Below are 13,400 nucleotides of genomic sequence, written 5' to 3' on the forward strand. Positions count from 1 at the left end.
GCACCGCGCCGTGGCGGTGCCGGCCGCTACCGGGAGCTTTTGGAGGAACGCCTCGCGGTCACCGTCCCGTTCACGGCGGTGACCGTGCCCGTCCTCCGGTGGACGGCGCGCTTGCGTGCGGCCGCCGCTACTCGTACCGCAGGGCGCTGGGGCGCATCAGCCGCAGGAGCTGCGGCAGCCCGAGGGCGGTGGTGAGGAGCACCGCGCCCGCCGCGATCGCCGACATGGCCAGCATCGTGCCCCAGTCGACGTCCGCCGAGACGCCCGCCGAGTACTGCAGCACCGCCCCCATCAGCAGGCCCGCGACGGCCGCCAGCACCAGGCCCAGGGCCATCGGGACCAGCGTCTGCCACAGCACCGACAGGCCCAGGACGCGCCGGCGGGTGCCGACGGCGTTCAGCACGCCGAGCACGCGGCGCTGTTCCCGGAAGCGTTCCAGCTGGCCGACCAGCAGGCTGAGGGACACCAGCAGCAGGGTGATCGTCGATCCCGCCGTCAGCAGGCGCTTGACCGCGAGGTAGGTGGGGTCGAGCGTGCCCTCAAGCGGGAATTCGGTGCGGGCCTGCGGGTCGATCGCCATCACGGCGGTGGTCAGGTGCTCCTTCGGGTCCGCCAGAGCGTCGGCGAGCGACACCTGGACGGTCGCCGGCTGTCCGCGCAGCGCGTCGGCCGGGACGGCGGCGGGGGTGAGGAGCAGCAGGCCGGCGCCGATCCGCCCGCTCGGGTCCGCGCCCTGGATGGCCGGGACGGTGGCCGTCACCGCGGGCAGCGGGAAGGACGCCGGCTCGCCCGCGCCCCGGAAGCCGGCGGCGTGGACGGGCGTTCCGGGCCGGAGCGGGTCGGCGTCCGGCCGCCGGTCCGGGCCCTGGACGGCGAACGTGTCGCCGTCCTTGCAGTCGGGCAGGGCCGCGAAGGTGCGCAGCACCGTGCAGGGCGCGATCCGCGCCGTGGGCAGCTGCCAGGGCTTGGCCGTCGGGCTCTCCAGGGAGAACTCAGTGTAGGCCGCGGTGGCCTTCACCCCGGCGGTGTGCGCCAGGCGGTCGGCGAGGGCGTCGGCCTGGGGCGCGCCGCCGGGGAAGGACACCGACTGCTGGTACGGGCCGGCGGCGGGCGAGGGCCGGGGGAGGTCCTCGTAGCGTGCCCCGATGCCGAGGAAGAGCGTCTGCAGGGCGATCGCTCCGGCGATGGCCACCACCACGCCGCTGACCGCCGCGGCGGCCGGTCCCGGGCCCGACTGGAGGCGGCGGATGGCCAGTTGCCAGGACAGGCCGCCGCCGGCGGCGCGCCGGGTGACGGCCTCCACGAGCCACGGCAGGAGGGTGCAGACGCCGATCAGCATCAGCAGCACGCCGACCGCCACGATGAGCGAACCGCGGGTGTCCTGTACCGAGCTGAGGACGGCGGTGCGTGGCAGTGCGCCGGGTACGCCCTGGGCGGGCAGTACGAGGGCGAACACCGTCAGGGCAAGGCCGGCCAACGGCAGCATCAGCCGCCAGCCGATCCGGCGCTGTCCGAGGCCGGAGCGGCGGACCACGCCGAGCGGGTCGACGACCACCCGGCGCATCGCGAGCAGGGTGACGCCGACGCCCATGAGCGGCACGACCACGGCGATCGCGGCGGCGATGGCGGGCTGTGGTGCGACGTCCTCGGGGTAGAAGCTGAATCCGGCGAGTCGGATGTGTCCGATCAGTCGGCGGCCGAGCAGGAAGAGCGCCGTGCCCGCGGCCAGGCCCAGTATCGCCCCCACCAGGGACTCCCCCGCGGCGAGGCGGGCGGTCATCCGGCGGTCCGCGCCGCCCAGGCGCAGTGCGGCGAGCCGGCGGTCGCGCCGTTCGCCGCCGAAGCGCGCGGCGGCGGCGAGGAAGACCCCGACCGGGGCCAGCATCACCGTCAGGCCGACGGCGTTGAGCAGGATCAGCTTGGGGTCCATGGGTTTGGGCGGTGAGAAGTGGCCGAACTCGGTGATGCGGATGGCGCCGGTGTCCACCGAGAGGTGGTCGCCGCCGAGCACGTAGGAGGCCTGGCCGGGCCCGAGCAGCCCGGCCGCACCGATGGTGCCGGCCACGGGGTAGGGAAGGCGGTCGCGTAGCAGTTGGTTGGCGGGATCGGCGAGCAGGTCGGCCAGGGCCGGGGAGACGACCATCTCGCCGGGCGCCGGGTAGGCGGACACTCCTGGGGGGAGCGCGGCGTGCGGGCCCTCGGGCTGCACGATCCGGCCGCGCACGGGCGTGCCGCGGAAGGTGGTGTCGGCGACGGCGACGAGGACCGTCCTTTCGCCGGGGGCGGGCAGGTCCTCGTCCCTGAAGGTGTCGTTCTGCGTGTACAGGCGCTGGTCACGGTGGTGCACGATGCCGGGGAAGGAGGCGGTGAAGAGCAGCAGGGCCACCCCCAGGCCGACGCCGAAGGCGGTGAGTAGCAGTCGGCCCCAGCCGTCCCGTCCGCTGGTGACGGCCAGTCGGGCGCCGAGGCCGAGCTGGTCCAGGAACGGTGAGCGGACTTTCGGGTCGGCGGCGCTCATCGGGCGGGGGCCAGGTCGCGGGTGCGGCCGTCGCGGACGACGACCTCGCGGTCGGCGTAGGCGGCGACCCGTACCTCGTGGGTGACGAGGACGACGGCCGCGCCGCTCTCCCGCGCGGCGAGGGTCAGCAGCTTCATGACGCGTTCGCCGTTGAGGGAGTCGAGGGCGCCGGTCGGCTCGTCCGCGAACACCGCCTTGGGTCCGGTGATCAGGGCGCGGGCGGCTCCCACGCGCTGGCCCTGGCCGCCGGAGACCTCGCCGGGGCGCTTGGTGGCGACGTCCGCCACCTCCAGCCGGTCCAGCCATTCGCCGGCCCGGGCCTCGGCGGCCTTGCGGCGCACGCCGTTCAGGCGCAGCGGCAGCGCGACGTTCTCCAGGCAGGTGAGTTCGGGCACGAGCTGGCCGAACTGGAACAGGAAGCCGAACTCGCCTCGCCGCAGCGCGCTCAGTTCGGCGTCGGAGCAGGTGGTGAGGTCGCGGCCCTGGTAGCTGATGGTGCCGCGGTCGGGGCGGGTGATGCCGGCGAGGCAGTGCAGCAGGGTGGACTTCCCCGAGCCGGACGGGCCCATCACGGCGACGAGTTCGCCGGCGGCGACGGTGAGGGAGGCGCCGTCGAGGGCCGGGGTGAGGCCGAAGGACTTGTGCAGGTCCCGGGCGTGGAGCAGGGGTTCGGCGGTGGTCAACGCGGGGTCTCCGTCAGGCGGGCGGTGAGGTCGTCGAGGCGGGCGGCGGTCAGTTCCAGCCAGCGCAGGTCGGCCTCCAGGTGGAACAGCGCGTGGTCGCAGATCAGCTCGTCGCCGAGATCGCCGGTGAGCTTGCGGCGGGTCAGTTCGCGCATCGTCCGCAGGTGTTCGGCCCGCTGGGCGTCCAGGACGTCGGCGGCCGAGCGGCCGGTCAGGATGGCGAGCACGACCTTGTGGTAGAGCGTGCTCTGCAGGTACGGCTGCGGGTCCTCGGGCTGGGTGAGCCAGTCGGCGAGGTCGGTGACGCCCGCGTCGGTGATCGCGTACCGCTTGCGGTCCGGGCCGCCGCCGGCCTCGACGCCCTCCACGACGACCAGGCCGTGTTTCAGCAGCCGGGAGAGCGTGGCGTACACCTGCCCGTAGTGCAGGGCGCGGTCGCGTCCGAAGTGCTCGTCGTAGAGGCGTTTGATGTCGTATCCGTGGCGGGGCTGGGCTTCCAGCAGCCCGAGGAGCATCTGTCCGAGTGACATGATCGGAAACTATACACACCATGTATACATGGTGTGTATAGCAGGATGCGGGGCTCCCGCACCTGCCCACGCGTCCGTGCCGGCCGCCCAGCGCACGTGGACCACCCGGACCGTGCTGCCCGGCGGGCGGGCCAGACGGTGAGCAGTCCCAGGCGCCACCGGCCGCCCTGGCGGATCTCGACCAAGCGCCAGCGCCGTACGTCCCGGGAGTAGCCGGGCAGCGTCATCAGCTCACGGGATGCCCGCTCGGCGTCACCGGGCACCGGCGCGGAGTGCGCGGGTCGGGAGAACGGCACGTCGACAGTCATGGGAACAATTGCTCGATAAAGGGCCTGAGTGATCAGACGTCAGCTCCGGCCACCACCGACGACTCCGCCAGCCCGATCGCGGGCATGCCGGTGCTGCGGGTCCGGGAGGCGGAGCAGGGGATCGTGTTCGAGCGCTCGCTGGCCTCCGGCTACGCGGGGGTGCAGAACCCGCTGATCTTCCGGGAGAACAGCGCGATGCTCTTCGGGGACGCCGGGCAGAGCGTCGAGTCCATCCTGCGCGCGCCCTCGACGTCGGCCGTCCGGACGGCGGCGCCCCGTCCGACCGGGCCGGCGTGTAGCGCCCGGGCGGCGCCACGGACGCCGGACCGGCGGCGCGGGTGTGGCCGCGCCACCGGTCCGACGCCGGGTGAGGGCGGTCGGTCAGCAGCGGACCCTGCTGCCGCTGTCGGTGAGGAGGTCATCGCGGATCCAGCCCTTGACCCCGGTGGCGTCGTTGCGGGCGTAGGTCCACGTCCCGTCACTGGCCGAGACGTAGCAGTGGTAGTCGATCAGCTGGGTCGAGTAGGACACCCCCAGCACCGCACAGCCGGTGCTCGGGCCGCTGCGCATGTTGACGCCGTTCTTGGAGCTCTTGTGCCAGCTGCTGCCGTCCTTGTCGCCGTAGGACACGTTGCAGGCGGCAAGGGCGGCCGTGGGCGCGGCGCCGGCGGGGACGGCGGCGGCCAGCGGCACGATCAGGGTGCCGGCGGCCAGCAGGAGAGCCGTGGCGGTGCGCTTGGCGGAACGGTGCATCGAGATCCTCCGTGAGCGTGGCGGGACCGCTTCAGTCCCGCGACCGGGAGGCGCACTCCGGATCAACGACCGGCGTGCGCTCCGGTACGACCGTCCCACCACCGTCGGTGCGGTTCGATGGCGAGGCGTGCCGACCGGTTGGCAATGCGTGCCGCTCCCGGTCCCCCTCGCGCTCGCGCCACTCGCTGGGTGTCAGACCGTAGGCGGTGCGGAAGGCGCGGGTGAACTCGGCGGGCCGCGGAAAGCCCCAGCGCGCGGCGACGGCATGGACGGTGAGCTGCCACAGGCGCGGGTCGGCCAGATCGAGGCGACAGCGTTCGAGCCGGCGGTGGCGGATATGGGCGGCCGGCGTCGTGTCCTGCTTCCGGAAGATCCGGTAAAGGGTGCGCAGCGAGATCCGGTGGGCGTCGGCGACGGCCCGGGGATCGAGCCACTCGGCGGGGAGGTGGTCGTCGACGAAGGAGAGGATCTCCAGGTACAGGACGCGCTCTCGGGAGTCGCCGGGCACGGCGGCGAGCCGGTCGAGGTGGTGCGCCAGGAAGGTCTCGGTCAGGTCGGTGAGCACCCTGCCCAGCCGGGCCGCCTGGCCGGAGTTCTCCGGGCAGTCGCCGGTCAGCGCCGTCATGAAGCCGGACAGCAGCAGGCCCGTGCCCCTGGTACCGGCGAGCGGCGTCGCGAGCAGGGAGGTGATCTCCCGGTGCGGCAGGTGCAGGAGGCGTTTGGGGACCTGGATCATCAGGCACTGGGCGCGGCTCTGCCCGGGTCCGACGAAGGCCTCGAACGGGCGCGCGCTGTCGTGGACGACGAGGTCGCCTGGGCCGAGGAGAGCGCTCCGGTCGGCCAGTTCGATGCCTGGGTGGCCGCGGCGGATGAACAGAACCTGGTACTGCTCGGGGTCGGACTGTCGGACCAGCCGCGGTGTGCGCCGCAACGCCAGGGGCGAGTAGTTCATGGCGGCCAGCCAGCAGTCCCCCAGTTGCACGGCGCTCAGTTTGGCCGCGAAGCGGTCCGGGTCGAGCGATCTCATCTGCACGGAGACCGTCCCCGGGACGGTGACCTCCCGCCACGCTCCGATCCAGTCGGTCTCCGGCACTCGGTCGCTGTCGTAGAGCGTTTCCACACAACCCCCAACCTGACATGGCCGCGCCACGCATGCCCACTGTACCTCCGTGGCGAAGGGGGCGGCGAGACGCGGAATCGTCAGAGCACGGGCGTTGGCTCGTTCACCGGGACCCGGAGCCAGTAGGCGGAACCGAGATGCTCCACACCTGCGCGTAGTCGTCGCCCTGGTTCGGCCCGCTTCGCGGCCTTGCGCGCTAACTCGCCATCTCAGAACGAGGCGCTCGTCATACAAGGGGTCGGTCGCCGGTTCGGGGCCGGAGATCGTCCGATGTCAATCAACCGAGAGCGCGTGGGACCGGCATGCCCAACCGCCGCGGCTCCACCGCAGTCCTCCTGACCGTCCTGCTCGCCCTCCTTCCGCTCCTCTCACTCACAGCCCCCGCGTGGGCCGACACCGTGCGACCGTCCTCCGACGGCACCGCCGGACTCCGTGCGGCCGTCGCGGGACAGAACACCTAGGGGATCTGCCATTCCTGGAACTTGTTGGCCGGGGTGCAGGTGGTCATGGTGACCTGCTTGCCCGGGCCGTTGTCGGTCAGGCAGGTCGATCCCGAGTAGTCCTTGAGGTAGTAGGCGCCCGAGGTGCTCGCCCGGACCACCGACCAGTTCGTCATGAAGCTGAAGCCCGGCGAGAGTTGCACCTTCCGGTTCTGGCCCGACCAGCCGTCGCCCTCGCCCTGGACGAGGGCCGGACCGCTCAGGTTGCACGGATGGATCTGGTACCAGCCGCCGGGGTCCGGTGCCGAGCGGACCCAGCCGTAGGCGGTCGTCCCGCCCATGACGGCCGCGGCGCCCGCCGACGGGCCGTCGGTGGCCAAGCCGAGCTTCTGACCGTCGGCCACGTTGACGATGGCGCCCCAGTTCGCGCCGCCGCACCCGGCCGGCACGGTCGAGGCAGGCGGCTTGGACGTGGTCGGATTAGGCGCGGGCGCCGGCGGGGCCGGCTGGTTGGGCGCGGGTGCGGCCCCGCCACCACCGCCGCCGGCACTCCCGCCGCCACCGCCGCTGCCACCGCCACCGCCCGCCTTCGGCGGAGTGCCGGCGGATCCGCCGGCGGACCCTCCCGACGAGCCTATGCCGCCCGCCGACCCACCGCCGGGATTCGGCGCCGGGGCCACGGGCTGACCACCGGCGTTCGGCGCCGGGGTGGCCTCGGACGGGGCGGGCGGCGGGGTGCCCGGCGTCGTCTCCCCGCCCGGCGACGTGGTCGGGGGCTGCTCGGTCGGCGGCGCGCCAGGCGTCGGCGAGCCGGTGATCGCGGTGGCGGACACTGAGACGGCGGGCTGCGCGCCGCGGGTCTCACCCTGGGACTGGAACGGGCCACGGTCGACCAGCAGGACCGTGGCGGCGCTGGTGGTGATGATCACCGGGACGACGACGGGCACCAGGAAACGGCGCCACGGCCGCCTCGCGCCGGGCTCGGCGGCGCTCCGGGAGGCCACCCGGGCGATCTCGACCGACGAGCCCCCGGCCCCGGCCCCGGCAACAGCGACCGGAACGGCCCGCACCACCGCGGCGACCGGCACCGACCGGTCGCCGACCGCGGCCCGCGCTGCGGCCGCCATCGCCGCGGCGTCGGCGAACCGGTCCCCGGGTTGCTTGGCCAGGGCACGCGCGACGAACTCCCGCACCGCCGACGGGAACTCCTCCGGCAACTCCGGCGCGGGCTGCTGGACGTGCTTGAGCGCGACCTCGACCACGCTCTCACCGGTGAACGGCGGTTTTCCGGTGAGCAGTTCGTAGCAGACCACGCCGATCGAGTAGAGGTCCGAGGCCGGCGTGACGCCGCCGCCCCCGGCCTGCTCGGGGGCCATGTACAGCGCAGTGCCGATCACCACGTTGGTCGCCGTGAGCGTGGTACTCACGAGCGCCCGCGCGATGCCGAAGTCCGTCACCGTCACCCGGCCGTCGACCCCGAGCATCAGGTTGGACGGCTTGACGTCCCGGTGCACGATCTCCTGCTGGTGCGCGGCCTGTAGTGCGTCGAGCGCCGTGGCGAGCATGCTCAGCACCCGCTCGGGCGGCATCGGGCCGTCCTCGGCGAGGACCTTGTCCAACGGCCGCCCGTCGACGAGCTCCATCACGATGTACGCGATCCGCTCCCTCTCCCCGCCACCCTCCGCCTCGCCGCCGCTCTCCCCGTAGTCGTGGACGTCCACGATGCCCGGATGGCTGATCGCCGCGAGCAGTTGGGCCTCGCGCCGGAAGCGCCGGGCGAACGTCCCCTCCTCCAGCAGCCCCGCGTGCAGGACCTTGACCGCCACCTGCCGCCCCAGCACCCGGTCATCGGCGCGCCAGACGGCACCCATGCCCCCGCCGCCGATCCACTCGGTCAGCGTGTAGCGACCTCCGAGTACGGCCCCCCGACCAGTCATGCCCCGCCCCTTCGCGATGCCCAGCCCCAACCGGTTGTCAGTAGCGCGTCATGTCCTGCCATCAGTCCTCCTCACCCGCAACCCCCGCCGGTACCGGTCGCACCGCACGACTCGGACCGCTCGGGCCGCAGCGAGCGCCAGATGCTCTCCGGCAGGATCCGCGCGACCTCACCCAGGTCCAGCTCGTAGGTGTCGGACAGCCAGCGGCGGGCCGCCTCCGCGACCGGACCCATCACCAGGACCTCGACCAGCGGGCCGGGAACGGGCAGGATCTCGCCCCGCTCCATCCGAGGCTGCATCCAGGCGCCGATCACCGCCAGCTTGGCCGCCTTGGCGGCCTTGATCTGCTCGGCCCGGGCGGCCAGGTAGCCGGAGTAGGCGGAGGCGTGCAGGAAGAGCGCGGCGTCCCGGTGCTCCTCGGTGAAGCGCAGGTAGGCCTGGACGAGCGCCCGCACCCCGGTGCGCGCGGTGCGGCTGCGCTGCAGCGCGACGATCATCTCGTCGAACAGCTGCTCCATGCAGCGGATGTAGAGCGCGGCGGCCAGGCCGTCGAAGCTCCCGAAGTGGTGGTAGAGGCTGCCCAGGCTGACCTTGCTCGCTGCGGTGACGGCACTGACGGTGAACCCCTGCTGGCCCGCTTCCGCATACACGCGCAGCGCGCTGGTCAGGAGCAACTCGACGGTGGCCTCGCCCCGTTGCTGCTTGGGGGGCATTCGGACCTCCGCTCGACCGTCACCACGGCCGCCTCGGCCGCCAACTCGGCCAGCATAGAGCAGAACTGAAGAAGCTCTCTAGAACAAATCTCTACTTTTGACGATCCATCAGATAACCTCCGGGCCCTGGCGTCCCGGGAGCGCCGATGGCTCCCTCGACGTCGAAGACGGTCAGGCTGCCCGAGCGGCCCACGCCCGGACAGGAGTTCCAGCGCCCGGGCGCTCTCGGTGACGTTCCGATGCGGCGAGGACCGCACGATCGAGGACGCGAGCGGCGGTGCGGGGCGGCTTGGGGGCCTCAAGGGACATCGGCCGAATCGGGATGGAGGGAGGTCCCGTGGGCACCGTACGGGCCGGCGGCGGCCCGCCCGTCCGCGCCCTCCAGTCGCCGAACAGAACGACGAGTGGGCCGACAGCGCCGCCACACGGGCCCCGAGATCCTCGGCCGCTGCCGCGTTCACCTCATCAAGGGAGAAACCGGCACCGACCTGACCCCAACTTCCCTCACCGCACGACCTCTTGACGAATCACCGAGTGGCCGTCGATACACCACTCCGGCGGACATGACCCGAGGCCGAGCCGGTGGGCGGTGTCCACTGCCCCTGGCCCGGCCGGAGGTCTCAGGTGGTGACTGCGTACTCGGTGAACTGACCGCAGGCCTGGAATCCGAGACGGCGGTAAACGGGTTCTCCGTCCGAGGACGCCTGCAGGACCGCGGTGCGGTATCCCGCGTTGTAGGCCGTGCGCAAGGTGGCCAGGGTGATGGCTCCGCCGTATCCGCGGCGGCGGTCGGAAGCGAGGGTCGCGATGTTGTAGATCCCGGCGACACCCGCGAAGAGAAAGACCTCGGCCGAGCAGACCGGTCGGCCGTCCGCGTAGCCGATGAGGTAGCGCGCGGGGCAGGCGGGGGCCAGAGCCCACTCGGTCGCATCGGCGAAGAAGCGACGGACCGTGGCGGCCGGCGGGTCCCAGTTCGCGGCCAGGATCATCGCGTAGTCGGCGAGTTGTTCGGGAGTCGCCACGGGACGGATGTCCAAGCCCTCGGCGTATGGCTCCGGTGGAGCGGTGTGCAGGTCCATCCACATGCCGGTCTCGGTCTCGGACGCCTTGAGGCCGGCGCCGGTCAGGAGCACGGCGAGGTCCGGGGGTGTGCCGGCGGGGCCGACCCACCAGGAGAAGGGACGGCCTGTCGCGGTCAGCGTCCGGACCGTCTCCGCCACCCGGTCGGGAGCGGTGTCGTCGGTGAATCGTGCGGCCGCCACGATGTTGAAGGTGTCGTCGTCGAGCCCGCTGTCGGCGATCACGAGATCGGCTGTCTCGGTGACGGTCGCGTGCTTCATGTTGCGGTGCAGGTGGCAGGCGCGTTCGGCCAGGTTCTGCTCCATCCTGCCCAGCAGGTCGGAACCGTCGAACACGGTGTGTTCCGTCTCATTCATGCCCGACACGATCTCATCCGTAAGAGGGCTCGCCGAGTAAATAAGGGCACTGTAAAGGTCTTCGCTCCGGGTTGAGCACGCGTAGTCCTCACCTGAGGTCAAGCGTTCCGCGTGAGGCGTCTGGCACGGGCTGGGAGCTGCCTAACCGAGTGGCCTGCCGACCTGCTGGGCTGTGGCGTTCTGGTAGCGGTAGAACTCGGTCCTGGTCTGGATCAGGGTGCCGCGGAAGGTGATGCGTTCGGCGATGGCCGCGCAGAGCCGGGGGTCGCCGAAGGTCTTTTCCCATTCATCTGGGGCTGGCACTTGTCGGCGACGGCTGAATTCGGGCCGGGTTCGACGGTTCAGTTGTGGGCCGGCCATGGTCTCGCTGGATGGTGTTTGTCAGACAGATCGTCGTCCTGTCGATGGGGCGGGGTGTTCTGTCGCGGCAGCAGCCCGACGATGCCTTCGACGAACGCGTCCGGACGTCTCGACCGGCGAGCGCGGCCATCCACGAAGGTCACCCCTGAGGGAGCCCCTGAGCGGGTTGCGGCACCACGCCCCAGGGCCGACGGGTCCGCCTGCGGTGGCGAATGCGCTGCACCAGTGCCCACAGGCCCGCTGCGGCGAGCAGGGCGGTGGTCGCGAGGAGCGCGTAGAAGCCGTAGTCCAGGCCCATGTCGTCGATGCAACGGCGTATCTGGGCTTGTCCCAGGGGGGTGTCGGCGTGGGGGAAGTCCGCGGTGCAGGCGTCGGTGTGTTCGGTGGTCACCATGACGCCCATGACGGCCCACCAGGTGGTGGCGAGGCCGCCGACGGGAACCGCGGACCAGCAGCAGAGCCAGGTGCCCAGGCGGGAGCGGCTTCGCCAGGCGGTGGCGAGGGCCAGCAGGGTGACGAGGAGGACGGCGATGGCCGGCGGCCAGATCCAGGGGGCACCGGCCCAGGAACGGCCGCCGGTCACCAGGTCCCAGGCCGTGACGGCCGGGGAGTGGGCCCTGGCCGGGCCGGAGCGGCCCCAGAGCGGCAGTGCGAGCGAGGCGCACCAGAGCGCGCCGGCCGCCGCGAGGGCGAAGCGCGGGCCGCGGTAGCCGGGACTTGACGATAGGTCAACCGGCGGAGCCCCAGTCGCGGCGACCGGCCTCGGAGGGAGCAGAGGCATCGGAGGCTCGGCTGTCGGGCGCGCGGTCGGCGGGGGCTCCAGCAGGAAGTCCCCCGCCGACTGCTGGGGCTGCGGAACGGCCGAGACGACCGTGGGCATCGGCGCCGTGCCGCGCAGCAGGGACTGCAGTTCGGCCGCCGAGGCCGGGCGGGCCGCCGGGTCCTTGGCGAGCAGGCGGAGCACCACTGCGTCGAGGTCGGCGGGGATGTCGCCGCGCCGGATGCCCGGGGCGTCGGGAGTGCGGTGCAGGTGGGCGGTCATCATGGTCAGCGGATCGCCGTCCTGGAACGGCGGGGCGCCGGTGAGGAGTTCGTACAGGACGCAGCCGAGTGCGTACAGGTCCGACCGGGCGTCGCCCGGGGCGCCGGCGAAGCGTTCGGGGGCCATGTAGGCGAGGGTGCCCATGACCTGGCTGGACTGGTGGGTGGCGGCCATGTAGCGGGCGATGCCGAAGTCCAGGACCTTGACGTCGCCGCTGGTGGTGAGCATCAGGTTGGCGGGTTTGAGGTCCCGGTGGACCACGCCTGCCTGGTGCGCGGCGGCGAGTGCGGCGGCGGTCTGGTCGACCAGGTCCAGCGCGGTGGGTACGGGGGGCGGACCGTAGGTGCGCAGGTGGGTGGCCAGGTTGCCGCCCTTGACCAGCTCCATCACGAGGAAGAGCGTGCCGTCGGCTGGATCCTGTCCGATGTCGTGCACGGTGACGACGCCGCGGTGGTTCAGCGCACCCGCCGTCCGGGCCTCCCGGAAGAACAGCTCCACGGCGTCCGGACTGTTCTGCTGTGGCAGCAGCTTGACCGCGACCGGCCGGCCGATGACGGTGTCCCGTCCCTCCCACAGAGGCCGGGTGCGAGTGCGGGTCCCCCGCCCGGTCCCCGTCATGGTGCTCCGCTGCGGATCGGGCTACAGCAGCATCGCCTCGAACTGAAGCTCGGGTGCGGTCAGCGGTTGCTCGGACCAGATGACCTTGCCGCGGGCCGTGTACCTGGTCCCCCACCGCTCGGCCAGCTGGGCCACCAGGAACAGGCCCCGGCCGCCCTCGTCCGTGGTGGCGGCGTAGCGCAGGTGGGGGGCGGTGCTGCTGCTGTCGGAGACTTCGCAGACGAGGCTGGTGTCGCGCAGTATGCGGACGCGGATGGGTTGGGCGCCGTAGCGGATGGCGTTGGTGATGAGTTCGCTGAGGATCAGTTCGGTGGTGAAGGTCAGGTCTTCCAGGCCCCAGGTGGTGAGCTGGTCGGCGCATTGGTTGCGGATGTGGGAGACGGCGGCGAAGTCGTGCGGCACGTCCCAGGTGGCCACCTGGTCGGGTTCGAAGAGGCGGGTGCGGGCGATGAGGAGGGCGATGTCGTCGCGCGGGCTCGGTGGGACCAGTGCGTCGAACACGGTCTGGCAGGTGGTGTCCGGGGACTCGTGGGTGTGGGCGTGTGCCAGGGAACGCCGCAGCAGGGCGAGTCCGTTGTCGAGGTCTCGCTCGCGGCTGGTGACGAGTCCGTCGGTGTAGAGGACCAGTGCGGTGCCGGGTGCGAGCTGGAGTTCGGTGGTTTCGAAGGGCAGGCCGCCCACGCCGAGCGGCGGGCCGGCGGGCAGGTCGACGAACTCCACGTTGCCGTCCGGGCGGACCAGCACGGGCGGGGGGTGGCCCGCCCGGGCCATCGTGCAGTGTCCGGAGACCGGGTCGTAGATCGCGTACAGGCAGGTGGCGCCCGTGACGCCGGCCGTCTCCTCGTCTTCGGTGGCCCCGCCGTGGTCGAGGTGGGTGACCAGTTCGTCGAGGCGGGCGATCAGCTCGTCCGGGGGCAGGTCGAGGGCGGAGAAGTTGAGGAC

Annotated in this window: 11 protein-coding genes and 1 pseudogene; 1 reads left to right on the forward strand and 11 read right to left on the reverse strand. The window is 72.4% G+C overall.

Going from position 1 to position 13,400, the window contains the following annotated elements:
* Nucleotides 1–127 precede the first annotated feature (127 nt).
* Genes ACFU7Y_RS26015 through ACFU7Y_RS26025 form a run of 3 tightly spaced genes read right to left on the reverse strand, consistent with a single transcriptional unit; the run spans nt 128 to nt 3,731 of the window.
* Nucleotides 128–2,518 (reverse strand): FtsX-like permease family protein, encoded by a 2,391-nt coding sequence (locus ACFU7Y_RS26015; protein WP_380769816.1) that lies wholly within the window; start codon nt 2,516–2,518, stop codon nt 128–130.
* Nucleotides 2,515–3,201, reverse strand: a complete 687-nt coding sequence (locus tag ACFU7Y_RS26020) for an ABC transporter ATP-binding protein (RefSeq protein ID WP_224275375.1) — start codon at nt 3,199–3,201, stop codon at nt 2,515–2,517. Before ACFU7Y_RS26020 ends, ACFU7Y_RS26015 begins: the two co-directional genes overlap by 4 nt.
* Nucleotides 3,198–3,731 (reverse strand): PadR family transcriptional regulator, encoded by a 534-nt coding sequence (locus ACFU7Y_RS26025; protein WP_224275373.1) that lies wholly within the window; start codon nt 3,729–3,731, stop codon nt 3,198–3,200. Before ACFU7Y_RS26025 ends, ACFU7Y_RS26020 begins: the two co-directional genes overlap by 4 nt.
* A gap of 335 nt (nt 3,732–4,066) precedes the next feature.
* Here ACFU7Y_RS26025 and ACFU7Y_RS26030 point away from each other — a divergent pair.
* Nucleotides 4,067–4,282 (forward strand): annotated as a pseudogene (locus tag ACFU7Y_RS26030) (NAD(P)(+) transhydrogenase (Re/Si-specific) subunit beta); the annotation flags it as partial.
* Nucleotides 4,283–4,420: 138 nt separating this feature from the next.
* Here ACFU7Y_RS26030 and ACFU7Y_RS26035 read toward each other — a convergent pair.
* The 8 genes from ACFU7Y_RS26035 to ACFU7Y_RS26070 all read right to left on the reverse strand — a co-directional run.
* Nucleotides 4,421–4,792: an SH3 domain-containing protein gene (locus ACFU7Y_RS26035; RefSeq protein WP_224285180.1), complete on the reverse strand. Its 372-nt coding sequence runs from the start codon at nt 4,790–4,792 to the stop codon at nt 4,421–4,423.
* Between the two features lie 31 nt (nt 4,793–4,823).
* Nucleotides 4,824–5,912, reverse strand: coding sequence for a helix-turn-helix domain-containing protein (locus ACFU7Y_RS26040; protein ID WP_380769817.1), 1,089 nt, complete (start codon nt 5,910–5,912; stop codon nt 4,824–4,826).
* Between the two features lie 457 nt (nt 5,913–6,369).
* Complete coding sequence (locus ACFU7Y_RS26045; RefSeq protein WP_380769818.1) at nt 6,370–8,289, reverse strand: serine/threonine-protein kinase; 1,920 nt, start codon at nt 8,287–8,289, stop codon at nt 6,370–6,372.
* 71 nt (nt 8,290–8,360) lie between these two features.
* Nucleotides 8,361–9,002 (reverse strand): TetR/AcrR family transcriptional regulator, encoded by a 642-nt coding sequence (locus tag ACFU7Y_RS26050; RefSeq protein WP_380769819.1) that lies wholly within the window; start codon nt 9,000–9,002, stop codon nt 8,361–8,363.
* A 620-nt stretch (nt 9,003–9,622) separates the two neighbouring features.
* The gene (locus tag ACFU7Y_RS26055) at nt 9,623–10,387 is read right to left on the reverse strand and encodes a GNAT family N-acetyltransferase (RefSeq protein ID WP_224284259.1); all 765 of its coding nucleotides are present in this window, start codon (nt 10,385–10,387) and stop codon (nt 9,623–9,625) included.
* 192 nt (nt 10,388–10,579) lie between these two features.
* Nucleotides 10,580–10,741, reverse strand: a complete 162-nt coding sequence (locus ACFU7Y_RS26060) for a hypothetical protein (protein ID WP_374120104.1) — start codon at nt 10,739–10,741, stop codon at nt 10,580–10,582.
* Nucleotides 10,742–10,937: 196 nt separating this feature from the next.
* Nucleotides 10,938–12,458, reverse strand: coding sequence for a protein kinase (locus ACFU7Y_RS26065; protein ID WP_380769820.1), 1,521 nt, complete (start codon nt 12,456–12,458; stop codon nt 10,938–10,940).
* Between the two features lie 21 nt (nt 12,459–12,479).
* On the reverse strand, nt 12,480–13,400 hold a 921-nt coding region (locus ACFU7Y_RS26070; protein WP_380769821.1), incomplete at its 5' end, for a SpoIIE family protein phosphatase.

This window comes from Kitasatospora sp. NPDC057542, assembly GCF_042801945.1.
Taxonomy (GTDB): Bacteria; Actinomycetota; Actinomycetes; order Streptomycetales; family Streptomycetaceae; genus Kitasatospora.